Origin of the sequence: Alteriqipengyuania flavescens, assembly GCF_030406725.1 — a bacterium.
In the GTDB taxonomy this organism is placed as follows: Bacteria; Pseudomonadota; Alphaproteobacteria; order Sphingomonadales; family Sphingomonadaceae; genus Alteriqipengyuania_B; species Alteriqipengyuania_B flavescens.
Window position 1 is genome coordinate 1,789,890 of the sequence record NZ_CP129107.1, and the last position, 23,217, is coordinate 1,813,106.

24 protein-coding genes and 1 pseudogene are annotated in these 23,217 nt (G+C 66.0%); 10 read left to right on the forward strand and 15 right to left on the reverse strand.

The genetic code is table 11. From position 1 onward, the window contains the following. Positions 1–9: 9 nt before the first annotated feature. A complete protein-coding gene (locus tag QQW98_RS09280) occupies positions 10–180 on the forward strand; it encodes a glycosyltransferase family protein (RefSeq protein WP_290137056.1) in 171 nt (56 codons plus the stop codon). Here the strand turns inward: QQW98_RS09280 and QQW98_RS09285 are convergent. The 12 genes and pseudogenes from QQW98_RS09285 to QQW98_RS13915 form a co-directional block, all read right to left on the reverse strand. Then, positions 172–447 (reverse strand): annotated as a pseudogene (locus QQW98_RS09285) (GIY-YIG nuclease family protein); the annotation flags it as partial. The gene QQW98_RS09280 and the pseudogene QQW98_RS09285 overlap by 9 nt on opposite strands. A 74-nt stretch (positions 448–521) precedes the next feature. Further along, complete coding sequence (gene mtnP, locus QQW98_RS09290; RefSeq protein ID WP_290136911.1) at positions 522–1,388, reverse strand: S-methyl-5'-thioadenosine phosphorylase; 867 nt, start codon at positions 1,386–1,388, stop codon at positions 522–524. Between the two features lie 78 nt (positions 1,389–1,466). Continuing rightward, positions 1,467–2,498: a P-type DNA transfer ATPase VirB11 gene (virB11, locus tag QQW98_RS09295; RefSeq protein ID WP_404800798.1), complete on the reverse strand. Its 1,032-nt coding sequence runs from the start codon at positions 2,496–2,498 to the stop codon at positions 1,467–1,469. 10 nt (positions 2,499–2,508) lie between these two features. After that, positions 2,509–3,633 carry a TrbI/VirB10 family protein gene (locus QQW98_RS09300; RefSeq protein ID WP_319023280.1) on the reverse strand — a complete coding sequence of 375 codons (1,125 nt, stop codon included), beginning with the start codon at positions 3,631–3,633 and terminating at the stop codon, positions 2,509–2,511. Next, the gene (locus QQW98_RS09305; RefSeq protein ID WP_290136914.1) at positions 3,630–4,424 is read right to left on the reverse strand and encodes a TrbG/VirB9 family P-type conjugative transfer protein; all 795 of its coding nucleotides are present in this window, start codon (positions 4,422–4,424) and stop codon (positions 3,630–3,632) included. Before QQW98_RS09305 ends, QQW98_RS09300 begins: the two co-directional genes overlap by 4 nt. Continuing rightward, positions 4,424–5,695, reverse strand: coding sequence for a type IV secretion system protein (locus QQW98_RS09310; protein WP_290134672.1), 1,272 nt, complete (start codon positions 5,693–5,695; stop codon positions 4,424–4,426). The genes QQW98_RS09305 and QQW98_RS09310 overlap by 1 nt, the downstream gene beginning before the upstream one ends. Then, positions 5,692–8,109 (reverse strand): VirB4 family type IV secretion/conjugal transfer ATPase, encoded by a 2,418-nt coding sequence (locus tag QQW98_RS09315; protein ID WP_290134673.1) that lies wholly within the window; start codon positions 8,107–8,109, stop codon positions 5,692–5,694. The genes QQW98_RS09310 and QQW98_RS09315 overlap by 4 nt, the downstream gene beginning before the upstream one ends. A gap of 24 nt (positions 8,110–8,133) precedes the next feature. Next, a complete protein-coding gene (locus QQW98_RS09320; protein ID WP_290134674.1) occupies positions 8,134–8,418 on the reverse strand; it encodes a type IV secretion system protein VirB3 in 285 nt (94 codons plus the stop codon). 6 nt (positions 8,419–8,424) lie between these two features. Continuing rightward, positions 8,425–8,721, reverse strand: coding sequence for a TrbC/VirB2 family protein (locus QQW98_RS09325; protein WP_290134675.1), 297 nt, complete (start codon positions 8,719–8,721; stop codon positions 8,425–8,427). Between the two features lie 4 nt (positions 8,722–8,725). Then, positions 8,726–9,370, reverse strand: coding sequence for a lytic transglycosylase domain-containing protein (locus QQW98_RS09330; RefSeq protein ID WP_290134676.1), 645 nt, complete (start codon positions 9,368–9,370; stop codon positions 8,726–8,728). A gap of 280 nt (positions 9,371–9,650) precedes the next feature. Further along, the gene (locus tag QQW98_RS09335; protein ID WP_319023282.1) at positions 9,651–11,792 is read right to left on the reverse strand and encodes a TonB-dependent receptor domain-containing protein; all 2,142 of its coding nucleotides are present in this window, start codon (positions 11,790–11,792) and stop codon (positions 9,651–9,653) included. A 24-nt stretch (positions 11,793–11,816) separates the two neighbouring features. Next, complete coding sequence (locus QQW98_RS13915; protein ID WP_319023283.1) at positions 11,817–12,602, reverse strand: TonB-dependent receptor; 786 nt, start codon at positions 12,600–12,602, stop codon at positions 11,817–11,819. Between the two features lie 208 nt (positions 12,603–12,810). On the opposite strand from QQW98_RS13915, the gene QQW98_RS09340 reads away from it, so the two are divergent. The 9 genes from QQW98_RS09340 (at position 12,811) to QQW98_RS09380 (ending at position 20,700) form a co-directional block, all read left to right on the forward strand. Next, positions 12,811–14,307 (forward strand): CoA-acylating methylmalonate-semialdehyde dehydrogenase, encoded by a 1,497-nt coding sequence (locus tag QQW98_RS09340; protein WP_290134677.1) that lies wholly within the window; start codon positions 12,811–12,813, stop codon positions 14,305–14,307. A 5-nt stretch (positions 14,308–14,312) separates the two neighbouring features. Beyond that, complete coding sequence (locus tag QQW98_RS09345; RefSeq protein ID WP_290134678.1) at positions 14,313–14,810, forward strand: hypothetical protein; 498 nt, start codon at positions 14,313–14,315, stop codon at positions 14,808–14,810. Positions 14,811–15,035: 225 nt separating this feature from the next. Continuing rightward, the gene (locus QQW98_RS09350; RefSeq protein WP_290134679.1) at positions 15,036–15,209 is read left to right on the forward strand and encodes a RidA family protein; all 174 of its coding nucleotides are present in this window, start codon (positions 15,036–15,038) and stop codon (positions 15,207–15,209) included. A 4-nt stretch (positions 15,210–15,213) separates the two neighbouring features. Beyond that, the gene (locus tag QQW98_RS09355) at positions 15,214–15,519 is read left to right on the forward strand and encodes an I78 family peptidase inhibitor (RefSeq protein WP_290134680.1); all 306 of its coding nucleotides are present in this window, start codon (positions 15,214–15,216) and stop codon (positions 15,517–15,519) included. 58 nt (positions 15,520–15,577) lie between these two features. Then, positions 15,578–16,726, forward strand: a complete 1,149-nt coding sequence (locus tag QQW98_RS09360; RefSeq protein ID WP_290134681.1) for an acyl-CoA dehydrogenase family protein — start codon at positions 15,578–15,580, stop codon at positions 16,724–16,726. 5 nt (positions 16,727–16,731) lie between these two features. Further along, entirely contained in the window at positions 16,732–17,787 is a 1,056-nt protein-coding gene (locus QQW98_RS09365) for an enoyl-CoA hydratase/isomerase family protein (RefSeq protein WP_290134682.1), read from the forward strand. Further along, entirely contained in the window at positions 17,784–18,566 is a 783-nt protein-coding gene (locus tag QQW98_RS09370; protein ID WP_290134683.1) for an enoyl-CoA hydratase-related protein, read from the forward strand. Before QQW98_RS09365 ends, QQW98_RS09370 begins: the two co-directional genes overlap by 4 nt. 105 nt (positions 18,567–18,671) lie before the next feature. Continuing rightward, positions 18,672–19,562 carry a 3-hydroxyisobutyrate dehydrogenase gene (gene mmsB / locus QQW98_RS09375; protein ID WP_404800799.1) on the forward strand — a complete coding sequence of 297 codons (891 nt, stop codon included), beginning with the start codon at positions 18,672–18,674 and terminating at the stop codon, positions 19,560–19,562. Between the two features lie 10 nt (positions 19,563–19,572). Further along, complete coding sequence (locus tag QQW98_RS09380) at positions 19,573–20,700, forward strand: CaiB/BaiF CoA transferase family protein (protein ID WP_290134685.1); 1,128 nt, start codon at positions 19,573–19,575, stop codon at positions 20,698–20,700. Position 20,701: 1 nt separating this feature from the next. On the opposite strand, the gene QQW98_RS09385 is transcribed toward QQW98_RS09380, so the two are convergent. The 3 genes from QQW98_RS09385 to QQW98_RS09395 form a co-directional block, all read right to left on the reverse strand. Then, positions 20,702–21,886, reverse strand: a complete 1,185-nt coding sequence (locus QQW98_RS09385) for an acyl-CoA dehydrogenase (protein WP_290134686.1) — start codon at positions 21,884–21,886, stop codon at positions 20,702–20,704. 70 nt (positions 21,887–21,956) lie between these two features. Then, complete coding sequence (locus QQW98_RS09390; protein ID WP_290134687.1) at positions 21,957–22,346, reverse strand: response regulator; 390 nt, start codon at positions 22,344–22,346, stop codon at positions 21,957–21,959. A 98-nt stretch (positions 22,347–22,444) separates the two neighbouring features. Then, a complete protein-coding gene (locus tag QQW98_RS09395; protein ID WP_290134688.1) occupies positions 22,445–23,047 on the reverse strand; it encodes a hypothetical protein in 603 nt (200 codons plus the stop codon). Between the last annotated feature and the right edge of the window lie 170 nt (positions 23,048–23,217).

Consider the following 23,217-nt stretch of genomic DNA (forward strand, 5'->3'; position numbering starts at 1 on the left):
TGCATCCGCATGGCCCGTTTCGGCCGGGTGCGGCTCAATCCGCGCAAGATCTACACATCGGACCGCAGGGTGGCCGAGTGGGGCGAGCTGAAGGCCAACTGGATATATTTCAAGGTCGGCATGATGTGGGCGTTCGGTGCCCGCGCCCGGCTGGCGCAGCATTATCCGGACATCCGATAGGTCTGCCCAATCGGGGTTGCCACGCTCGATCAGTTCAAACTTCCACTCACGCCGCCACCGCTTGATGCGCTTTTCATTGGCAATGCTTTCACCAATGTCATTGAAGCGCTCAGCCCACACCAGACGATCTAATCCGTATTTCGCGCAGAAGGCTGATCCCGAACCGCAACGGTGCTGTTCTATGCGAGTGGCAAGATCTGCGGTCACTCCGACATACATGGTGCCACGATATCGATCGGCCATGATGTAGACCCAGCCGCCTTTCACTACGGGCTAGATCGCGTGAGAGGAAAAGTGGGACCCCGGGTCAAGCCCGGGGAGACGAGTAATTGACGAGTTAGTCACAAAACCCGCCCCGCCACCGCGTCCAGTTTCGCCGTTATCGCCGGGTCGCGCGCCTCGGGCGCGGTTATCAGTGCGTGGTCCAGCACCGTGTCGAGCGGGGAGGGCTCGCGCGTTTCCGGCAGCGCGGCGATGAATTGTTCCACTGCCTTGCGCGCAACACTGCCGTTGGCCTGCATCTGCTCGATGACGCCGCTGACCTCCACGAAAGCCGCATCCTCGCGCCAGCAATCGTAATCGGTGACCATGCCGACGAGGGCGTATGGCAGCTCGGCCTCGCGGCAGAGCTTCGCTTCGGGCATTGCGGTCATGCCGATCACGTCGGCGCCCCACTGGCGGTAGAGGTGGCTTTCCGCCCGGGTCGAGAACTGCGGGCCTTCCATGGCAAGGTAGGTGCCGCCCTGCGCCACTGCGCCGCCCGCGTTCTCCACCGCCGCGCCGGCCATGGCGGACAGGCGCTGGCAGACCGGTTCGGCCATGCTGACATGGGCGACCATGCCGGTGCCGAAGAAGCTGGAGGGGCGGGACTTCGTCCGGTCGATGAACTGGTCGACCACCACAAAGCGGCCCGGCTCCAGCTCTTCGCGCAAGGAACCGACCGCGCTGATTGCCAGCACATCGGTGCAGCCGGCGCGCTTCAGCACGTCGATATTGGCGCGCGCGTTGAGGTCCGACGGGGCTATGCGGTGACCACGGCCATGGCGGGGGAGGAAGCGCAATTGCACGTCGCCGATGCGGCCGCACAGGACCTCGTCCGACGCTTCGCCCCAAGGCGAGTTGATGCGGATCCACTGGCGGTCTTCCAGCGCCCCTATATCGTAGAGCCCGCTGCCGCCGATGATGCCGATTGTCCAGCCGTCCGCCATTGCCATTCCTGCCTGTTGGTTGCGCCGGGACGGTAACTGGCGCGCGGTGCTTAAGGAACCCTCAAGCGCAAGGCATTGTCACGCGATTTCGCTGGCCTTGGCGATGGCGGTGATGCCGCGCTTACCGTCCTGCCGGCCGAGCTGCACCACCACGTCGATGACGTTCGCGGCATAGGCGATCGTATCTTCGCGGGTGAGGCCGATCCCGGTCTGCATGACCATCAGGCTCAATTGTTCCAGGGCGCCGCGCAGCGAATTGGCGTGGATGGTGGAAAAGCTGCCGGGGTGGCCGGTGTTGATGGCGCGCAGGAAGCTTACGCTTTCCGCGCCGCGCAATTCGCCCAGCACGATACGGTCGGGTCGCAGGCGCAGGGCGGACTGGAGCAGTTCGTTGGCGGTGACCTTCGCCTCGCCCAGTTCGCCTTTTACCGCAACCAGGCCGACGCCGTTTTCGCCCGGCAGCTTCAGTTCGGGCGTATCCTCGACCACGATCACGCGTTCGCCGGCGGGGATTTCCCCCAGCATCGCGTTGAGGAAAGTGGTCTTGCCGGTGGAAGTGCCGCCGGAAATCAGGATCGTCTTGCGCTGGCGGATCGCCTCGCGAAGGAAGCCGACCGGTTCTGCCTGCGGGTCGGGCATGTCCGGCTCTTCGGGCGGATGGAGCGGGCCCGCGTCATAGGCATCGAGCGGCAGGTCCAGCCGGCGGTGGCGGCGGATCGCCATCGCCCAGTGATCGCGCGTCGCGGGTGGGCCGCAGAATTGCACGCGCGCGCCAGACTGGCCGCGTTCGGACGGCAGCACGGCGCCCAGCAGCGGGTGTTCGCGGTTGATGCCCTGATGGCTGACCCGCGCGACCTGTTCGGCCAGGCGCTGGACCAGCTTGTCGTCGATATGCGGCGCATCGATCCGCCGCATTCCGCCGAGCGCCGCATCCTCCACCCAAACGACCCCGGGGCCGTTGACGAGGATTTCGGTGACCGTGTCCTTCTCCAACCACGGCTTGAACGGGGCGAGATAGGCGTCGAGGTAGACCGATCCGCTCTGGATTTCCGGCGTCGCCGCGATGCCGCTGTCGGCGTCGGGCGCCAGCGAGTGGATCTCGGCAGACACGGCGGGCGCCTTACTGGACCGAACTGAAATCGAGGTCGCGGGCGGTGAATACGCGGATCGGTTCGCCCATTTTCACGCGCACGGTCGGCGGGATATTGCCGTCCTGCTGCAAGGCGGTGCTGGCCGCGCTCGACCCGCCGCCGAGGATGACCGAGCTTCCGCCCGTCGCCAGCGTGCTCAGTCCGCCGATGACCGACAGCAGCATGGCCGAACCGAAACGCTGGAAGAAGTGGTTATCGACCTTGCCGGGCAGGCCGCCCGAGCCGTCGAAGCCGGTGGCAGGGCTGGCGATGTCCACGCTCACCCCGTCGGGCCGGATCAGCCGCGTCCAGATGACATAGGCGCGCTTCTGCCCTGCCTGCAGCCCGCTCTGGTACTGGCCGATCAGGCGGCTGGAACGCGGCACGAGCACGCGGGTGCCGTCGTAGCTGCGCACGTCCTGCGATACCACGGCGCGCACGAAGCCGGGCACGTCGGTGTCGATGGCGGTTTCCAGCACCGCGGGTATCAGCGTGCCCTGGGTGACGGTGGTCTTGGGGTCGAATGTTGCAACTGCGGAAGCGGGGCCGCCGCCCACACCGCCGACCGCGCTGGCGAAATCGCCCGCGCTCCCGGTGACCGAACCGGTCGTAGGGCGCGCCCCCGCCGCTGCGGGCTGCGCACCGGGCGAGCTGACGGCAACCGGCTGGCCGCCGCCGTCGAACACCACGGTAGGGGAGGAATAAGGATTTACTGCCGTCACCGTGTTGGGCTGAGGCACAGTACGCGCGAAGACCGGCTGCGGCGAGGTGATGGGGGCGGGCGAGGTGCCGACCGGAGTCACCGGCACCGGCGTGGTCGTGACCGGAGTGGTCGCAACCGGCACGGTTTCGACTGCGGGCGCGGCTTCGACCGGGGCGACTTCCTCCTGCGCATCGCGGCCGCTGTTCATGCCCAAAAAGGCTGCAGCCCCCAGCGACGCGACGATGGCGACGCCCGCAAACAGCTGCAGCCCGTCCGAAGCGCCGCCTTTCTTCGCGACCTGCGGCAGCGACTGGCGGGTGGCGAGGTCGATGACCTCCGCTTCGCCCGTTTCGCGCGGGTCGTTGGCCGCTTCCGGCGTGGCTTTCAGCTTGGCACTACCAAGGCGCATCATTCCATCTCCTCGGTCGCGGCGAACTGCGCCGCGCGTTCGCGGGTCACTTCGGGCCCCGGTCCGGCGTAGACCAGCTCAGCTTCCTGCTGCCCGTTGCGCAGGATCAGCTTGGCGGGCACGCCGTCGACGACCAGCGTCTCCCCGCGCACCGCGTAATTGACCGGACCTTCCACGCCCTTGCGATTCTCGACCAGAATGGCGGGCACGGCGCGGTCGCGATCCCACGACAGGAACACCGCATCGCCATCGTCATAAATGCGCTCCGGCATCAGCGCGGAATTGCCGCTGCGCTGCCAGGCGAAGTTGACCGCATTGGGGTCCGCCACGGCGTAGGGATCGCTGGCGGCGGCCAGTTCCACCGGGTTGGCGCGGGCCGGAGCGGGTGCAGCTTCGGCCAGCTCTTCCTCGTCCGGCATCAGCTCGATGGGATAGACGAAGCGCATGACGTAGATCGGCCGCGCCTCGCCCGCGACGAGGTCGAAGAAATAGGTGTGGCGGTTGGTGACCACGGTCATGTTGGTGACACCGCGCGGCTTCAGCGGCTTCACGAACAACAGGTCGGCGCGCTTGTTGGGCGTGACCTGCCAGGCGGTGGAATCGCCGATGGCGACGTTCTCGATCGTCTCGCCTTCGCCGAACTGGATCGTCGCCTGCACATTCACCTGGCCCCGAATGATGACGACTTCGGTCGGATCGTAGAGGCGTTGCTGCAGGCGCGGATCGTCGGCGCTGGCGGGCGCTGCGGCGGCGAGCGCCAGCATGGCGAACAGGACGGGGAGGGCGCGGAACATCATCGTTTCTCCGAAGCGCGGGCGGCGGGCCTGCCGACCGGCGCGGACTTGAAGCGGCTGCCGATACCGCGTGCGCGGCTAACTGCGGCTGAACCGGCCTGCGGGCTTTCGCCGGGGCCGGTCGCGTAAATCCTTGTGGTGCGGTTGCCGCCGCCTCCGGCCGCGCCCGCGCTGTCGTTGGCGACGGGGGCAAGGGCGCCTGCGGATACGTCGATCCGGCGGCTGCCGCCCGGCCCCATCGCCGCGGCTGCGGTCGAATTCGCCGGGCCGGTCACGGCGGCGGGATTGACGGTGATAGGTGCGTTGGCCGCTGCCGTTGCGGCGGTGTTGATGCCGCGGTCGATATCGCGCGGGGCGGCAAGGCCGAAGATGTTCCAGCCCGCCACCATCGTGCCCGCGACTTTCACGCCCATCACCATCAGCGCGCAATGGACTGCGCCGACCATGAAGAAAGCCATCGCCGCGCGCGGGTCGATCTCTCCGGGCGTTGCGCGCAGGGCGTTGATGACCGGGATCGACAGTTCCAGCATCAGGCTGCCGCCGATGACCGCGAACAGCGGGGTGAGGGCCAGCATCATCACGCCGCGCAGCCAGCCGACGAACATGCCGTGGGTGCCGCGAAACAGCGCCATGACGAGGAAGATGGGGCCGAGTGCGACCAGCACGGCGAGCGCGATCCGCGCCGTCACCAGGACGCCGACGGTGCCGAGGAGGAACAGCGTGGCCCCGAACCACATCAGGCCGGATGGGCTGAAGACGCTGCTGGGCACTTCCGCTCCGTCCCCGCCCGCAACCTCTGCGACAGAAGCGAAGACGATGTCAATCTTCTGTGCGAAGACGAGTGTGGCGCTCTGGTCCGATCCCATCAGCTGGGTTGCGATCCAGTCCGGACCCCCGCCGGCCACGTCCCACACCAGCGTCTGGAAGGCGACCCAACTGGTCACCAGCGTGACGATGAAGCCGAGCGTCATCATGCGCGGCGTCAGTTCGGCAATGCCGAGGCGACTGCGCCCTGTCAGAAGCAGGAAGCCGAAAATGGCGATGAACAGCGTCAGCACCAGCGTCAGGATCGGCGCCATCGCCCCGCCGCTGGCGAAAATGTTGAAGAACGCGCTCTGCGTCATTTCCTGCGTGACGCAGTCGATCCCGGCGAGGCTGCCGGAAATCGAACCGCCGACCTGCGCGGCCGCCTGCTGGCACTGGCCGGCAGCCGTCGTCGCGGCCTGGGCTGTGACCTGCGCCGTAGCAGGGGCAGCGGCTACCACGGTCATTCTGCGGCGTCCCGGATGTCGTAATCTGCGTCCGTTTCGCCCGTCCCGGGCCACGGGTGGCCGGTGAGGGCGGGGAACCACTTGGCAGGCGCATCGCCCAGCGTTTCGCGCAGCGTGTCGAGCCTGCGCACGGAGCTTTCGCGGCCCGACAGGATGGTGAGCACTTCGGGCGCGCTGCCGAGGTCGAGCCGCACCACCACGCTGGCATCGGGCTGGCGGATCAGGAAGGCGCGGCTGTGCGCGGGCAGGCTGCGGATCACCGCCAGCTCGTGCTCCGTCAGGCCGAAGCCGTCGCAGTAATCCTCCGCCTTGGCGCGGGCGTTGGGCATGAACACCATCGTCGCGGTCTGTTCGACCAGCGCGGCGGCGATCTTGCTGTCCAGCGCATCGCGGGCGGACTGGGTCGCGAACCCGACCAGCGCGTTGCGTTTCCGCAGCGTCTTCAGCCAGTCGCGGATGCGCGCGGCGAACACCTCGTCGTCGAGCGCCTTCCACCCCTCGTCGATCAGGATCATCGTCGGTTCGCCGTCCAGCCGTTCCTCGATCCGGTGGAACAGGTACATCATCGTCGGCGTGCGCAGCTTGGGGTTTTCCAGCAGCGCGGTCATGTCGAAACCCAGCGTCTTGTGGCTGAGATCGAGCTGGTCGGTGGCGTTGTCGAACAGCCAGGCGTTCTCGCCGCCCTCGATCCAGGCGGACAGGCGATCGGCCAGGTCGCCCGGCTGCGGACGGCGCGCACCCGACAGCAATTCCCTGAAATGCCGCAGCCGCCGCAGCGAGGCATCGTTCATGTAAGCCGCATCGACCGCGCCCGCGATCACGCCCTCTTCCTCCGGCCCTTCGGCCTTCAGCAGCACGGTGAACCAGTCGCGCAGGAAGGCGCGGTTGCCGGGCGTGTCGGGCAGCTGGAGCGGGTTGAAGCCGGTCGGCAGGCCGCTGGCGATGCGGTCATACGTGCCGCCGATACCGCGGATGAACAGCTCCGCCCCGCGGTCCTTGTCGAACAGGATCGTGCGCGGGCTGAATTTCTGCGCCTGCGCGGCGAGGAAGTTCATCACCACCGTCTTGCCCGAACCCGACGGGCCGATGACCGTGAAATTGCCGAGGTCGCCATTGTGAAAATTGAAGAAGAACGGCGTGGAGCTGGTGGTTTGCAACAGCGTGACTGCTTCGCCCCAGTGATTGCCGTCCGCCTGGCCGAGAGCAAAGCCGTGGAGCGAGCCGAAGCTGGCCATGTTGGCGGTGGAGATCATCGCGCGGCGGACGAGGTAGCCCTCGTTGCCCGGGAACTGGCCCCAGAAGGCAGGCTCCAGATTGGTATCCTCGCGCACCGCGATGGCGCCGCTGTCGGCGAGCGCGGCGGCGGCGGAGGCGGCCGCATCGTCGAGGCCGGGGAGGTCGCGTTCGCGCACCAGCACGGTGAGGTGGTGGTCCCCGAAGCCGACCGCGCCATTGCCGAGGGCATCGCGCGCGGCGAGCATGTCGGCGCGTTCGGCGCGCGCTTCCTCGTCAGCGGACTTGAGGCGACGCAACGCCAGATCCATCCGCTCGCGCGCGGTGGTCCGCTCCTGCGGGGCGAAGCTTTCGGTCACCACCATCTCGTGTGGCAGGCGCAGCAGTCCGTCGATCAGCCCGGGGCTGGTCGCGTCGGGATAGTCTTTCAGGCTGAGGATGCTGGCGAAGTCGACGCCGTTCGCACCGCGCAGCTCCATTGCGTCGAGGCCGAAGCTGGCGCGGCGATAGGGCAGCATGTGGCCGATATCGGCTTCCTCGTCGGGCCGGCGTACCGGGCGCATCTCGCCGTTGTAGAGCGCGCTCAAGAGCTCGAGGATTTCGGAATAGGTCTTGCCCGCATCGCCTTCGTAATCGGCGAGCATGCGTGCGCCGTAGCTCGACAGGGCGGTTGCGAGGCCGCCGGCAGCCGCGCGCAGGCCGCGCAGGTCCTTGGGATCGGCGACGATGTCCTTGCCGCGTTTTTTGAAGCGCTTGGACAGTTTTTCTGCCAGGCCTGCCTTGCCGCGCGCGGGGCGGCGGACGAGGGTCAGGAACTGGTCGTTCACGAACAGCGAACCGTTCGCCAGCCGGTCCTTCCAGCGCGCGTCGATGTGCGCGGCAAGCGGATCGTCGAACTTCGCGTCGAGCTCCACCTCAACACGGCGGCGGATGACGTGGTGATAGAGCACGAAGCGCGCATCGAGCTGGCTGCGCAGCAGCACCTCGCGCGTGGCGGCGTGGGCGTTCAGCGCCTCGCTATCCTCCGTCTCGAACAGCAGGCCGGGGACCTGCAGCGCCATCATCAGCGACCCGTCGCGCAGCATGATCGTGCTCTCGTCGATCTGGCGGGCGTAGGGCAGCCGGTCGCCGACGCGCGATTCCCTGCTGTTCCAGGCTGCGGCGCCTTTCCACTTGGTCATGGCGCCACCGCCTTGTTTGCACACTCAGGCCGCATAGGAATTGCACCCCCAGTGGCGATAGTTCTTCACCCGCGGGCAGCGGCTGACCTTGGTGATCCACAGGTCGAAGACGCGCGGTTCGCGAAGGCATGCGAAATAGCCGATCACGTGCATCACGACTGCGGCCAGCAGCGCCCAGAAGCTGCCGGTGATGAGGAACAGTTCCGTCGTCACCAGCGCGTTGATGATGAAATAGTTGTAGGTCACGCCCGCAAACATCTGCGGCCGGGTCAATGCCCTGTGCACGGGATGGCGGACGAGCTGGGTCATCGGGGCTTAGCCAGCCGCGCCCTGGATACCGGCGACGATGCTGACGCTGCCGAACAGGATGAAGCAGCCGATGATCACGGTGGCGCCGAAGCGCCAGTTCATCCGGCCGGTCAGCATCATGAAGCCGACGGCGGCCACGGCCATCACGGCGACGGCGGTGGCAACGCTGCCGAGCAGGGTACCCTGCAGCCAGCTGAGGGCCGAGACGATCGGGCCGGAGCCTTGCGGATCGGCGGCCTGGGCCTGCGCCATGGTTGGCAGGATTGCGGCCAGCATGGCCAGGACAGGTGCTATCGCACGCATAAAATCATTCACTCCGGCTGTAGTTGGAAAGGCGGCCCATGATGGCAGCTACGTAATTCTGGGTTTCGCGAATGCGCGGGATACCGCCGGCGCGGCGGACGCGGGCGGGCCCGGCGTTGTAGGCGGCCAGCGCCAGTTCGAGATCGCCGAAGGTGTTGAGCTGGATGCGCAGGTACCGTGCCGCGCCCTCCAGGTTGGCGAAGGGATCGTCAGGGTTCACGCCGAGTTCGCGCGCGGTGCCGGGCATCAGCTGGCCCAGGCCCCGGGCACCGACCGGAGAAATCGCCACTTGGTTCCAGCGGCTCTCCTGCCACACCAGCGCCTCGATCAGCGCGGGGCTGAGGTCGTAGCGATCGGCGAGGTCGGCGACATGCGCGGCATAGACGGCCGGCACCACGCCGGGCGCGATCGACAGGTCGGCGATGGCGACGGTCGGCACCCGGATGTCGGCGGGCACTTCCGCGGTCGGGATGGCTCCGGGCGCGGCGCTTGCCGGGGCGATGGTCATGATGCCGGACACGTCGCCCGCTCCGCCCGCGACCCAGCGTGCGCCTCCCGCCCCGATCTCGATCACGTCGGCGTGCGCAGGGCTGCCCAGAACGAGCATGGCACTGCCGGCAATCGCCATCAGGCGACGTGTTCGAATCATCGGACCCTCCAATCCCAAGCGCACTGCATACCAGACGTGACGCCCCTATGACACTTTTCACCGTGGGTCCGTCTGCCGCGCGGCACGCGCCGGGACGCAAATGGGGGCGGGCCCGCAGCGCGAACCCAGCCCCCATGCCCCGCCTCCATAAGAAATCCGGGATGAATGCGCAATAAACTGCCCAAGATCACGGTTAACCGGTGGGCGGTTTCGGTGCGGCAAAAGAAAAGGGCCGGACATCGCTGCCCGGCCCCTTCGGTTCGATCGGTGCGATCCAGCCTCAGAAGTTGATCCCTGCCGCGATGCCGTAGCGCCGCGGATCGAGAGTGAAGACATTCGTGAACAGGCCGGAAGACTGGTCCGTCACGTAAAGGCCGGACACCGCATCTTCGTCCGTCAGGTTCTGGCCGAAGATCCGCACGAACCAGCCGTTGTCGCTGGCCAGCTGGATCTGGGCGTTGACCTGCGAATAGCCGTCGATCGAGTTGATTTCCGTGTTGAAGATGCTGCCGAAGCTGCTGCCGGTATAGGTATAGTCGGCGCGCGGCGTAAGCGTGACATCGTCGTTGATATGGATATCGTACTGGATGCCGGCGGCGAACTTGTATTCCGGGGCACCGGGCAACTGGTTGCCGTTGATGTTCGACGGGATGCCCGACAGGAACACGTCGATTCCGTTGGGATCGAACGCCGCCCCGTTGGCAGCGGCCACGCCCTGCAACGCCGAGCAGATCGAGAACGCCCCGGTCGACGCGATCCCGCCGTCGGACGGGAAGGCGGTCGGACCCTGCAGCCCGGCACCCGGACTGACGCCCGGCAGCAGCCCGCCGTTGATCAGGTTGTTGACCGTCGTCACGAAGGCCTGGGCACCGGCGGCGTTACCGTCCGTCCCCGGCGCGACAGCGCAGTTCGAACCGTTGGTGATGTCCTTGATGATGACCGCATCGCTGCGGCCGGCACCGAAGTCGCGCGGATTGGACAGGAACTTGTCGTCGGTAACCTCCGTGTTGAGGTAGCTGGCCGAGAAGTTCATAGTCAGCTGCGGGGTCGGCCGGACGATCGCCTCGGCCTCCGCGCCCCAGATGTCGGCGCTGACGTTGTCATTGACCGAGGTCCGGTTGACGATGCGCGACAGCTGCAGGCTGTCGTACTTGTAGTAGAAGCCCGTCAGGTTGAGCGTGCCCCAGCCGAACGTGTTCTTGGAACCGAGTTCGAACGCGTCGACGAATTCCGGTGCGAAGGTCTCCTCCACGCCCAGCCCGGCCTGCAACGGCGGGTTGATACCGCCCGACTTGTAGCCGCGCGAATAGGAAGCGTAGATCAAATTGTCCGGGCTCAGCTTGTAGTTGATGACGCCGCGGCCTGTGATTTCCTTGAAGCTCGCCTGGCGGAAGGCTTCCTGCTGGATGCCGTCCGTACCCTCGTCCGCATCGAAACCCGCCGCAAACGGCGAATCGAAGGCATCCTGCGTCCCGTAGGGTACGAGGAAGTTGAACAGGGTGGAACGGGCGCGCACTTCCTTGTCATCGTCGTTGTAGCGCAGGCCCACCGTCAGGCTGAGCTGGTCGCTGACATCGAAATATGCCTCGCCGAACACGCCGAAGCTTTTCAGGCGATAATCGGTCGTGTTGTTGCGGAAGTACGGCGACGCTAGGAAGCTTGGCGGCAGGCCGTTCGATGCAGCCGAGAACGCACCGACGACGCCGGCGAAATAGTCGAGGCCGAAGCTGTTGACGTAATAGCTGTTCTCCGTCGTCGTGTAGTCGGCATAGATACCGCCCACGAGGAAGTTGAACGGCCCGGGAAGGTCGGAACTGACCAGCCCTTCGAACACCCACGCGTTGTTGGTCTGGTTCGAGCGGTCGAACGACAGCGGCGTATCGGCGCAGATCGCGTCGCCGCCATAGGCCCCCGTGTTGGTTTCGACGGGCGCGGACGTGCAGACCACGCCGTTCGGCCCGTTGGGGATCAGCACGTTGGCGACCGGGCCGAGGTAGGTGGAAAGGCCCGGGATCAGCCCGTCGAGCCCACCTCCGCCGGCAAAGGCGAGCGTGTTGAGCGGCACGGCGTAGGCCGCCCGGTTCTGCAGCGCGAGGTTGTAGTCCTGCGAACTGTCGACGCCGCTTTCCTGGTACTGGCCCGACAGCTTCAGGTTGAAGTCATCGCCCAGACCCTGGTTGAGCTGCAGTTGCACGATTGTCTCGTCGGCCATGTAGCGCGGGCGATAGGCGGTGGACACCACGCGCGGATCGTCCGTGACCGACGAATTGATGAAGGCGCTGGGGCCGTAGACGCTGCCGAGCGCGAAGGCCTGCGGCAGGCCCTGGACCCCGAAGGTCTGGCTGGAGGCGAGCAGGCTGGGCAGGGTGGCATTGCTGTTCGGGGCCGAGGCGCCGAGGTTGCCGTTGAGGCAGCCGAGCACGCCGGTTGGGTCGAACTGGCACAGCTACTTCTGGTTGCGCAGGCGGTCGTCGTTCTCCTCGAAATACTGGACCATGAAATCGATGGTCGTATCGGCCGACGGTTCGATCCGCAGCGATCCGCGAATGCCGCCGAGATCGCGCCCGTCGATATCCGACCCGTCAAACAGGTTTTCGGTAAAGCCTTCGCGGTTGACGTAATAGCCGGCCACGCGGACGGCCGCGATATCGGCCAGCGGCAGGTTGTACATCGCCTTGACCTTGAAGGCATTGTAGTTGCCGTATTGAGCCTCCACCGACGCGGCGACGTCGGACGGACTGGGCCGTGCGGTACGGAAGTTGACCACGCCCGAGGTCGCATTGCGGCCGAACAGCGTGCCTTGCGGGCCGCGCAGGACCTCCACCTGTTCCAGATCGTAGAACTCGCCTTCGAACAGGCGGGTGCCGAACAGCGGCGCTTCGTTGAGATGGATGCCGGTTGCCTGGTCGCAGGTCACGCCCACGCACAAATCGCCGATCCCGCGGATGGTGAAGCTGGACGAGGTGAAGTTCGTCTTGGTGAAGGTGATGTTGGGCAGGGCCAGCTGCAGGTCGGACGTGTTCTCGATCTGTTGGGCCTCGAGCGCTTCGGCGCTGACGGCGCTGACCGACAGTGGAACGTCCTGCAGGCGCTGGGCCTGGCGCTGGGCGATCACGACGATCTCGTTACTGGGGAATTCGGGTTCGTCCTCTTCCACCGCGTCCTGAGCGTAGGCGGGGAATGCGATTGCGCCGGCACACACGCCGGCCAGCAGGGTTAGCTTGGCCCTCATGGTATCCTCTCTCCTCAATGCCGCCACCTTTGCGGTGATCTGCATTGCGGAATAAATCAATAAACTAGCGGCTTGGCAATGCAATTAAACGGGCAGTTAACAGGCGCGCCCCGCAAGAAGGTTGCGCGCGTGGCCGGTGCGCTTGATTTCGGAGCCGGAGCGCGCCAACCGCGTTGGTAACGCAAGATACCAGTCCAGGAGAGTTCGCATGCGCAAGGTCGACCATTTCATCGCCGGAAATCCCGGCGGCACCGGCGGGCGGACTCACAATATCTGGAACCCGTCGACGGGCGAGGTGCAGGCAGAGGTACCGCTGGGCGGGGCAGACTTGCTGCAGACGGCGGTCGACGCGGCGAAGAAAGTGCAGCCCGAATGGGCCGCGACCAATCCGCAGCGCCGCGCCCGCGTGATGTTCGACTTCAAGCGGCTGGTCGAGGACAACAAGCAGGCCCTGGCCGAGCTTCTTTCCAGCGAGCACGGCAAGGTCGTCGACGATGCACATGGGGATGTGCAGCGCGGGCTGGAAGTCATCGAATTCGCCTGCGGCATCCCCCAGGCGCTGAAGGGTGAGTACACGCAGGGCGCCGGTCCGGGCATCGATGTCTATTCGATGCGCCAGCCGCTCGGCATCGGCGCGGGCATCACGCCGTTCAATTTCCCGGCCATGATCCCGATGTGGATGTTCGGCATGGCGATCGCGGCCGGCAACGCCTTCATCCTCAAGCCGTCCGAACGCGACCCGAGCGTGCCGGTGCGCCTTGCCGAGCTTTTCCTCGAAGCCGGCGCGCCCGAAGGGCTACTGCAGGTCGTCCATGGCGACAAGGAAATGGTCGATGCCATCCTCGACCATCCCGATATTCCGGCGATCAGTTTCGTCGGCTCCTCCGACATCGCGCAATATATCTATTCGCGCGGCACCGCGAATGCGAAGCGCGTGCAGGCCTTCGGCGGCGCGAAGAACCACGGCATCGTGATGCCCGACGCCGATCTCGACCAAGTGGTGAACGACCTCGCCGGGGCAGCCTACGGCTCGGCCGGCGAACGCTGTATGGCGCTGCCGGTGGTCGTGCCGGTGGGCGAGGACACGGCCGACAAGCTGCGCGAAAAGCTGATCCCCGCGATCAACGCGCTGCGCGTCGGCGTCTCGAACGATCCCGATGCGCATTACGGCCCGGTCGTGACGCCCGAACACAAGGCGCGGGTCGAGGGCTGGATCGACACGGCGGAAAAGGAAGGCGCCGAAGTCGTCATCGATGGCCGCGGCTTCACGTTGCAGGGCCACGAGGACGGGTTCTTCGTCGGCCCGACCCTGCTCGACCGGGTGACCCCCGACATGGAAAGCTACAAGGAAGAGATCTTCGGCCCCGTCCTCCAGATCGTGCGTGCGAAAGATTTCGAGGAGGCCGTGCGCCTGCCGAGCGAGCACCAGTACGGCAACGGCGTCGCCATCTTTACCCGCAACGGCCATGTGGCGCGCGAATTCGCCAGCCGCGTCAATGTCGGTATGGTCGGCATCAACGTGCCGATCCCCGTGCCGGTCAGCTACCACAGCTTCGGCGGCTGGAAGCGTTCGGGGTTCGGCGACATCGACCAGTACGGCATGGAAGGCCTCAAGTTCTGGACCAAGGCCAAGAAGGTCACCCAGCGCTGGCCCGACGGTGGCGGCGACGGGTCGAACGCCTTCGTCATCCCGACGATGGGGTGACGGGCATGCGGTCACCTGTCACGCTCTGCCTCGCTCCTTTCTCAGCGGCCCTGCTGTTGGCAGGCGGTTGCTCGCAGGCTCCGGCCACTCCGGACGAGCAAGCCATCCCGGTCGAGCCTGACGGCGGGATCGGCGATGGCGCGCCGCCGATCCCGTTCGACCCTCCGCTGGGCGGAGAGTTTGCTCCAGAGCCAGTCGCGCAGATCCCCGAACGCTTCCGCGGCGTGTGGGACTATGTCGAGGGCAGTTGCATGGCATCGAGCGACTTGCGCATCGATATCGGCCCGGACCGGATCGAATTCTACGAATCCCTCGGCACGGTCGAAAGCGTCGAGGTCGACGGGGTCGACACGATGATCGTGACGCTGGCGATTGAAGGCGAAGGTGAGACGTGGGAGACGGCGACCCGCTATGTCCTCACGCAGGATGGAGAGCGGCTGACTCCCTATCCGGTGGAGAATCGCGCCGGGTACGAGCCGATGCCGTTGAAGCGCTGCCCGTGACCACGCGCCGACGCACGCACTCCTGCTCGCCTTACGAGGCCGAGTTCGGGTTCTGCCGCGCGATCAGGGTCGGCGACCGCATCCTCGTTGCCGGAACGGGTCCGGTGGAGGATGACGGATCGACCACGCCGGGCGATGCTGCGGCGCAGGCGGAACGCTGTTTCACGCTGGCGGTGCGCGCCGTCGAGTCTGGGCGGGGCGGCGCGCGACATCGTGCGGACGCGGATGCTGCTGACCGATTTCGACGACCAGCAGGCCGTCGGCGCCGTTCACGCGCGGTTCTTCGGCGATGCGCCACCGGTTGCGACGATGGCCGGCGTCGCATGGCTGTGCCGCCGCGAATGGAAAGTCGAAGTGGAGGCCGAGGCAATCGTCCCGGCCCACGACACGGGAGAATGAGCCGATGAAACCTTTCCTTACCCTCGCTACCCTGCCGCTGCTCGCCGCATGTGCCGCGACCATGCCGCCAGCCGATCCGGATCTGCCGGGCCGCCCCGCACCTGCGGGCGAATGCGATGCGCAGGCGGGGCAGTATGCTATCGGCCAGCGCGCCACTGCCGAACTGGGAGGCGAACTGCTCCAGCGCACCGGCGCGCGGGCGCTGCGCTGGGGACCTCCCGGCGCTATTTTCACGATGGATTTTCGGTCGGACCGGCTGAACGTGATGTACGACGAAAATTACATTATCCAAGAGGTAAGGTGCGGCTGATCGTTGCAGCGGAAACCATCGCTGGAAATGGCCGCGCAACGCCGCTAGAGCCGCGCGCATGACAGGCCAGTTCCAGCTTACCGACGATCAGCTCGCCATCCAGAAGATGGCGCAGCGCTTCACTGCCGACAACATCACGCCGCATGCCGGCGACTGGGACGAGCAGCACCATTTCCCGAAGGACGTAATCAAGCGGACGGCCGAGCTGGGTTTCGGCGCGATCTACGTGTCGGAGGAAAGCGGTGGCATCGGCCTCGGCCGGCTGGAGGCGGCGCTGGTCATGGAGGCGATGGCCTATGGCTGCCCCACCACCAGCGCCTTCATCTCCATTCACAACATGGCCAGCTGGATGATCGACAGCTTCGGCGGGCAGGACGTGAAGGACCGCTACCTGCCGGACTTGATCTCCATGGAAAAGATCGCCAGCTATTGCCTGACCGAACCGGGCAGCGGATCGGACGCGGCGGGGCTGAAGACGAACGCCGTTCTCGACGGCGACCATTACGTGCTCAACGGCACCAAACAGTTCATCTCCGGCGGCGGCGTGAACGATGTATACGTCACCATGGTGCGCACCGGCGAGCACAAGACCAAGGGCATCACCTGCCTGGTGATCGACAACGACACGCCCGGAGTCAGCTTCGGCGCGCCGGAGAAGAAGCTCGGCTGGAACGCCAGCCCCACCGCGCAGGTCATCTTCGAGGATGCGCGGGTCCCGGTGGCCAATCGCGTGGGGGATGAAGGCGAGGGTTTCCGCTTCGCCATGATGGGGCTTGACGGCGGGCGGCTGAATATCGGTGCCTGCTCGCTGGGCGGGGCGCAGCGCTGCCTGGACGAAGCGGTCGCCTATACCAAGGACCGCCAGCAGTTCGGCACGCCCATCGCCGATTTCCAGAACACGCAATTCATGCTCGCCGACATGGCGACCGACCTCGAAAGCGCGCGCGCGCTGCTCTATCTCGCCGCCGCCAAGGTGACCGACAACGCGCCCGACAAGTCGCGCTTTTCCGCCATGGCGAAGCGACTTGCCACCGATAACGGCAGCAAGGTGGTGAACGACGCGCTGCAGCTGTTCGGCGGCTACGGTTACCTCAAGGATTACCCCATCGAGCGCTTCTGGCGCGACCTGCGCGTGCATTCGATCCTGGAAGGTACCAACCAGGTCATGCGGATGATCGTGGGCCGGGACCTGCTGAGGCAGGGGTGACCACAATGACCGAAGACGTACACATCCACTCTCATGGCCGTGTAGGCCATATTTCGCTCAACCGCCCTAAGGCGCTCCATGCGCTGACGCTCGACATGTGCCATGCGATGAGCAAGGCGCTTGCCGAATGGGCAACGGATGACGCCATCGAAGCGGTTATCCTCGACCATTCGGAGGGCCGCGGCTTTTGCGCGGGCGGCGACATCAACCTGCTGCGCCACTCTGCGCTGAACGACGGCGGCGCATCGGGCCGCGCCTTCTTCCACGACGAGTACCAGCTCAACCACCAGATGATGACTTATGAAAAGCCCATCGTGGCTTTCATGGACGGCATCACCATGGGCGGCGGCGTGGGCATCGCGATGCCGTGCAAGTACCGCGTCGCGACGGAAAACACGCGCTTCGCCATGCCGGAAACGGGCATTGGCCTGTTCCCCGACGTGGGCGGCGGCTGGCACTTGCCGCGGCTCGGCGGACGGCTCGGCCAGTTCCTCGCGCTCACCGGTGCGCGGCTGGACGGGGCGGAATGCCTGTGGGCCGGCATTGCCACCCATTACGTGCCGGGCGAGATGCTGGCCGAGGCGAAGGCACGCATCATCGAGAAACCGGGCCGCATTGCCGGCGTAATGTCGGAAATGGTCGGCACCCCGCCCAAGGCGCGGATCGAGGAGAATGCCGACAGGATCCGCAAGCACTTCGCCTCGGACCGGCTGGAGGACATCGTTGCCAGCCTGGAAGCTGCCGCCGAAGAAGGCGACGAGTGGGCGCAGAAAGAGCGCGACACGCTCGGCACCAAGAGCCCGCAGACGCTGAAGGTCGCGCTGCGCCAATTGGCCGAAGGCGAGAAGATGACCGATTTCGCCGACAATATGCGGATGGAATACCGCATCGGCAGCCGCGTGCTGTTGCGCCCCGATTTCGCCGAGGGCGTGCGCGCGGTAATCGTGGACAAGGACCACAGCCCGAAATGGAACCCGCCGACGCCGGACGAGGTGAGCGAGGAGCTGATCGACAGCATCTTCGCGCCGCTCCCGGATGATGAAGAATGGACCCCGCTATGAGCTACGAAACCATCACCACCGAAACCGAAGGCGCGGTGACGATCGTCACGCTCAACCGTCCGGAAGCGCTGAATGCGCTGTCGAGCAAGGTGCTGGACGACCTGATCGGCGCGTTCGAAGCCTACCAGGTGGATGACAGCCAGCGCTGCGCCATCATCACAGGCGCGGGCGACAAGGCCTTTGCCGCAGGGGCGGACATCAAGGAAATGTCCGACAAGGCGGCGGCCGATTTCTACCTCCAGGACTTCTTCGCCAAGTGGACCAGCCACATCGTGGAAGCGACGCGCAAGCCGTGGATCGCGGCCGTGAACGGCTTCGCGCTGGGCGGCGGGTGCGAGCTTGCCATGATGGCGGACTTCATCATCGCATCGGACAAGGCGAAGTTCGGCCAGCCGGAAATCAAGCTGGGCGTCGCGCCCGGTATGGGCGGCAGCCAGCGCCTGACCCGCGCGGTCGGTAAGGCGAAGGCGATGGAAATGTGTCTGACCGGGCGGATGATGGACGCCGCGGAAGCGGAGCGCAGCGGCCTCGTCGCCCGCGTGGTGCCGCATGACGAGCTGATGACGGAAGCGAAGAAGACCGCCGCCGCCATCGCCGCGATGCCGCCGATGGCCGCGATGGTGAACAAGGAAATGGTCAACGCGGCGTATGAAACCACGCTGACGCAGGGCGTGCTGCACGAACGCCGCCTGTTCCAAATCCTCACCGCGACCGAGGACAAGGCCGAAGGCATGGCCGCCTTCGTCGAAAAGCGCGAGGGGCAGTGGAAGGGCCGGTGAAGCGCCCACCTCGTCATTGCAAGGAGCGCAGCGACGAAGCAATCCATGGCCTGATCGTGCCACCGGGAGCGGGCCTTGGATTGCCGCGCGGCTTCGCCGCTCGCCATGACGAATTTGAGAGGAAGTGACATGAAAATCGCCTTCATCGGCCTCGGCAACATGGGCGGCGGGATGGCCGCGAACCTGGCGAAGGCCGGCCATGCGGTCCGCGCCTTCGACCTGAGCGAAGCGGCGCTGGAGACGGCGCGCAGCAATGGGTGCGAGACTTTCTCCACTGCAAAGGAAGCGGTAGAAGGCGTCGACGCCGTCGTCTCGATGCTGCCCAACGGCGGGATCGTGAAATCGGTCTATACCGATGACGTGATCGGCCATGCGCCCGAAGGCGCGGTGCTGCTCGATTGCTCCACCATCGACGTTGCCACGGCGAAGGCCGTCTCCGCTGCGGCGGAGGCGGCAGGCTATGCCATGGTTGATGCGCCGGTCAGCGGCGGGATCGCGGCGGCCAACGGCGGCACGCTGACTTTCATGGTCGGCGGGACGGGAGAGGCATTCGCGCGCGCCGAGCCGATCCTGCAGGCGATGGGCAAGGCGGTGATCCACGCGGGCGATGCGGGCGCGGGGCAGACTGCCAAGATCTGCAACAACATGCTGCTCGCCATTTCGATGATCGGCACCGCCGAGGCGATGACGATGGCGCAGAAGCTGGGCCTCGATCCTCAGAAATTCTACGAAATCAGCTCGCAATCGTCCGGCTATTGCTGGTCCTTGAACGCCTATACCCCGATGCCGGGCGTCGGCGTCGAAAGCCCGGCGGACAAGGGCTACGAAGGCGGTTTTGCCACCGCGCTGATGCTGAAGGACCTGAAGCTGGCGATGGAAGCCGCCGAAACCGCCGGCGCCAAGGTCGAACTCGGCGAGCATGCGAAGCGGCTCTACGAAGTCTTCGCGGTGGAAAGCGGCGGCAAGGACTTCAGCGGCATCATCGAAACGCTGTGAGGCGGCTGCGGTGACGAAGGAGCACCCGCTCGCCGGGATCAGGGTCGTCGAACTCGCCCGCGTGCTGGCCGGGCCGTGGGCGGGGCAGATCCTCGCCGACCTTGGCGCGGAAGTCATCAAGGTCGAAGGCCCCGCAGGCGACGAAACGCGCGGCTGGGGCCCGCCGTGGATTGAGAATGCGGACGGCACGCGCGATGCGGCCTATTACCACGCCACCAACCGCGGCAAGCGCAGCGTCACCGCCGACTTCGCCACCGAGGAAGGCCGGGCGAAAACACTTGCGCTCATCGCCGATGCGGACGTGGTGATCGAGAATTTCAAGCTCGGCGGCCTTGCGAAATACGGGCTCGACTACGCCAGCCTCGCGGCCGATCACCCACGCCTCGTGTGGTGTTCGATCACCGGTTTCGGGCAGGACGGACCCTATGCCCCGCGCCCGGGATACGACTTCATCGTCCAGGCGATGAGCGGGATCATGGACCTGACCGGCGAACCCGAGGGCGCGCCGCAGAAGATCGGCGTTGCCTATGCCGATATCATGACCGGGCTGTATTCCGCCATCGGGATCCAGGCGGCGCTGTTGCAGCGGGAGCGGACGGGGAAGGGCCAGCAGGTCGACATGGCGCTGTTCGACGTGATGACCGGCACTCTCGCCAACCAGGCAATGAATTACCTCGCCAGCGGCACCAGCCCGACGCGCATGGGCAACCGCCATCCCAATGTGGTGCCATACGAGGCCTTCCCGTGCAGCGACGGGTGGCTGATCATCGCGGTCGGCAACGACCGGCAATTCGCGCGGCTGGTCGACCTGCTCGACCTTCCCCGGCGCGAGGATTGGGCCACCAACGGCGGTCGTGTGGAGCACCGCGCCGCCCTGTCGGATGCGATTGCCGCGAAGACGAAGGGCTACACCCGCGACGGGCTGCTCGCCGCTCTGGAGGGGGCGAACATCCCCGGCGGCCCGATCAACACCGTTGCGGACGCGCTGGAAGACCCGCAGATCGCCGCGCGCGGGATGCGCGTGACGCTGGAGCGCGCAGACGGCGTCAGCGTGGAGGGTATCCGCACGCCCATCCGCTTTTCCGGTGCCGGATTGCGGCTGGAAACCCCGTCCCCCGTGAAGGGGCAGGACAACTGACCTAGAACGCGGCGATCCCGGTGATCGCGCGGCCCAGGATCAGCGCGTGAACGTCGGCGGTGCCTTCGTAGGTGTTGACCGTTTCCAGATTCACCATGTGGCGGATGACCTGGTATTCTTCCGAAATGCCGTTACCGCCGTGCATGTCGCGGGCGTGGCGGGCGATTTCCAGCGCCTTGCCAACATTGTTGCGCTTCACGATGCTGATCATCTCTGGCGCGAATTTGCCTTCGTCCATCAGTCGGCCGACCTGCAGGCTGGCCTGCAGACCCAGCGAAATGTCGGTCATCATGTCGGCCAGCTTCTTCTGGTAGAGCTGCTTGCTGGCGAGCGGCACGCCGAACTGGTGCCGGTCGAGGCCGTATTGCCGTGCGGCGTGCATGCAGAACTCCGCCGCGCCCAGCGCGCCCCAGCTGATGCCGTAGCGCGCGCGGTTGAGGCAGCTGAACGGTCCCTTCAGCCCCTGCACTTCGGGTAGCAGCGCATCGGCCCCGACCTTCACATCGTCCATCACGATCATGCCGGTGGTGCTGGCGCGCAGCGAAATCTTGCCTTCGATCTTGGGGGCCGACAGGCCCTTCATACCCTTTTCGAGCACGAAGCCCTTGATGCCGCCGCCGTGCTCCTCGCTCTTGGCCCAGACCACAAAGACATCGGCGAAAGGCGCGTTGGAAATCCAGGTCTTGCTGCCGTTCAGCACGTATCCGTCGCCGTCCTTTTTCGCGACGGTCTTCATGCCCGCAGGGTCGGAGCCGGCATCAGGCTCGGTCAGGCCGAAACAGCCGATCAGCTCACCCGAACACAGGCCGGGGAGGTACTTGGCGTGCTGTTCGGGCGTACCGAACGCGTGGATGGGATAGGCGACCAGCGAGCTCTGCACGCTCGCCATCGAACGATATCCGCTGTCGACCCGTTCGATCTCGCGCGCGACGAGGCCGTAGGCGACATAGCTCGCGCCCGATCCGCCGAGGTCTTCGGGGATGGTGACGCCCAGCATCCCCGCCTGGCCCATCAGCGGGAACAGCTCCGGCGCGTCGATCTCGTTGGCGAAAGCCTCGATCACGCGCGGTTGCAGCTCGCCTTGCGCAAAACCGTGCGCGGCGTCGCGGATCATGCGTTCTTCTTCGGTAAGCTGGTCTTCCAGGCGGAAGGGATCGGACCAGTCGAAAGGTGCCATTTCGGCCATGCTCGGGTGTCTCCTGCTATGCAGGCGGCCCTAGCGCCATGGCGCGGTCAAGCCAAGCGGCGTGCAGCCGTCAGGCGGTCTCGTGTTCCTTCACCGTGGCACGGATGATGTCGAGCAGCTGCGATGGCGGGCAGGGCTTTTCGCACAGCTGCGCATCGGGATAACGTTCCTGCAGGTCATGCTTTTGCCCATGCGCGGAATGGAAGATGATCGGCACGTGGGCGGCCTGCAGCTTGTCGGCCAGCGGGAAGACGTCGTGATCGTACAGGTTGATGTCGAGCACGGCGCAATCGGGCGTCACCTGGGCCAGCGCTTCTTCCGCCGCCTGCACGGTGGCATGCGGTCCTTCGATGCCGAAGCCGGCAATCTCGACCGTTTCGCTCATGTCGAGCGCGACGAGGAATTCATCCTCTGCAATCATCACCACGGGACGGTCTTTGGTGTCGGCGGGACCGTGCATAGTGTTCTCCCTCGCGCCCTTGCGCGGCTGTTCGACCCATTAGGAAGCACAATGCGCGATGAAAGCGCTGGTTCCCGCGGATTTCGGGAGGCGCCGGTTCAGAGCTTGCCGAACTCCGCCTCGTAAGCGGCGTGGTCGCCGCTCGCGAGCATGCGCGCCTGGTCGACCCAGCGGTCGCGGCGAACGCGGCCTTTGAAATTCATCCGCTCGTCGAAATCGTCGATGTCGGCCTCGCTCCAGCCGGCGATCTGCGTGAAGCTGGTAACGCCGGCCTCCTGCAAACGGGCGGAAATCCGCGGACCGAGGCCCTTGATCTGCGTCAGGTCGTCCGCACCAGCGGCAACCGGCTCGCTTGCAGAGGCCGGTGGAGCTTCCGGCGCGGGCTCAGCGGCGACACGCTCGGGCTCGGTCTCCGGCTCCGATTTCGTGGCAAGCTGGGTCGCGGCCATGGCGACACCGCCCATGCCGGCAACGCTGGGTGCGATCGCCTCTGCCGCCGCGCCGCTGTCCAGCGTGGTTTCGCGCGGTGAATCGATCAGCGCGTGGTTGCGCTTCGCCTTGCCCGGTTCGCCGACATCGGGCGCTTCGTCCCGAGTTATCGTGGTCCGACGCGTGGAGGAGAATATCCACCATGCAACCAGCAAGCCGATCAGCAGCGCGGCAACGACCAGCCACCAGTTTTCCGCGAGCATCGTATCCATTACCTGATCCCCTTGCAGCGGAAGCTTCCTCCGCCCTTGTTATTCAGTCGTCGAGCGCGCCCGGTCCGCCCGTGCGCCCCCACAAGCCCCAGCCGATGGCGAGGCCGATGGCGTAGGCCAAGAGTAGCAGCACGACCAGTTCGATGACAATCGGCACGATTACAGCCCCT

Bases quoted from the DNA above. Each gene is read 5' to 3' on its own strand.
- QQW98_RS09310 (WP_290134672.1), bottom strand. From the start codon at position 5,695: ATGACCGTGGTAGCCGCTGCCCCTGCTACGGCGCAGGTCACAGCCCAG.
- QQW98_RS09320 (WP_290134674.1), bottom strand. From the start codon at position 8,418: ATGACCCAGCTCGTCCGCCATCCCGTGCACAGGGCATTGACCCGGCCG.
- QQW98_RS09305 (WP_290136914.1), bottom strand. From the start codon at position 4,424: ATGTTCCGCGCCCTCCCCGTCCTGTTCGCCATGCTGGCGCTCGCCGCC.
- QQW98_RS09395 (WP_290134688.1), bottom strand. From the start codon at position 23,047: ATGGATACGATGCTCGCGGAAAACTGGTGGCTGGTCGTTGCCGCGCTG.
- QQW98_RS09355 (WP_290134680.1), top strand. From the start codon at position 15,214: ATGAAACCTTTCCTTACCCTCGCTACCCTGCCGCTGCTCGCCGCATGT.
- QQW98_RS09325 (WP_290134675.1), bottom strand. From the start codon at position 8,721: ATGCGTGCGATAGCACCTGTCCTGGCCATGCTGGCCGCAATCCTGCCA.
- QQW98_RS09370 (WP_290134683.1), top strand. From the start codon at position 17,784: ATGAGCTACGAAACCATCACCACCGAAACCGAAGGCGCGGTGACGATC.
- QQW98_RS09345 (WP_290134678.1), top strand. From the start codon at position 14,313: ATGCGGTCACCTGTCACGCTCTGCCTCGCTCCTTTCTCAGCGGCCCTG.
- QQW98_RS13915 (WP_319023283.1), bottom strand. From the start codon at position 12,602: ATGAGGGCCAAGCTAACCCTGCTGGCCGGCGTGTGTGCCGGCGCAATC.
- QQW98_RS09390 (WP_290134687.1), bottom strand. From the start codon at position 22,346: ATGCACGGTCCCGCCGACACCAAAGACCGTCCCGTGGTGATGATTGCA.
- mmsB (WP_404800799.1), top strand. From the start codon at position 18,672: ATGACGAATTTGAGAGGAAGTGACATGAAAATCGCCTTCATCGGCCTC.
- QQW98_RS09300 (WP_319023280.1), bottom strand. From the start codon at position 3,633: ATGATGCGCCTTGGTAGTGCCAAGCTGAAAGCCACGCCGGAAGCGGCC.
- QQW98_RS09315 (WP_290134673.1), bottom strand. From the start codon at position 8,109: ATGACCAAGTGGAAAGGCGCCGCAGCCTGGAACAGCAGGGAATCGCGC.
- QQW98_RS09360 (WP_290134681.1), top strand. From the start codon at position 15,578: ATGACAGGCCAGTTCCAGCTTACCGACGATCAGCTCGCCATCCAGAAG.
- QQW98_RS09365 (WP_290134682.1), top strand. From the start codon at position 16,732: ATGACCGAAGACGTACACATCCACTCTCATGGCCGTGTAGGCCATATT.
- QQW98_RS09280 (WP_290137056.1), top strand. From the start codon at position 10: ATGGCCCGTTTCGGCCGGGTGCGGCTCAATCCGCGCAAGATCTACACA.
- QQW98_RS09385 (WP_290134686.1), bottom strand. From the start codon at position 21,886: ATGGCCGAAATGGCACCTTTCGACTGGTCCGATCCCTTCCGCCTGGAA.
- QQW98_RS09340 (WP_290134677.1), top strand. From the start codon at position 12,811: ATGCGCAAGGTCGACCATTTCATCGCCGGAAATCCCGGCGGCACCGGC.
- QQW98_RS09330 (WP_290134676.1), bottom strand. From the start codon at position 9,370: ATGATTCGAACACGTCGCCTGATGGCGATTGCCGGCAGTGCCATGCTC.
- mtnP (WP_290136911.1), bottom strand. From the start codon at position 1,388: ATGGCGGACGGCTGGACAATCGGCATCATCGGCGGCAGCGGGCTCTAC.
- QQW98_RS09350 (WP_290134679.1), top strand. From the start codon at position 15,036: ATGCTGCTGACCGATTTCGACGACCAGCAGGCCGTCGGCGCCGTTCAC.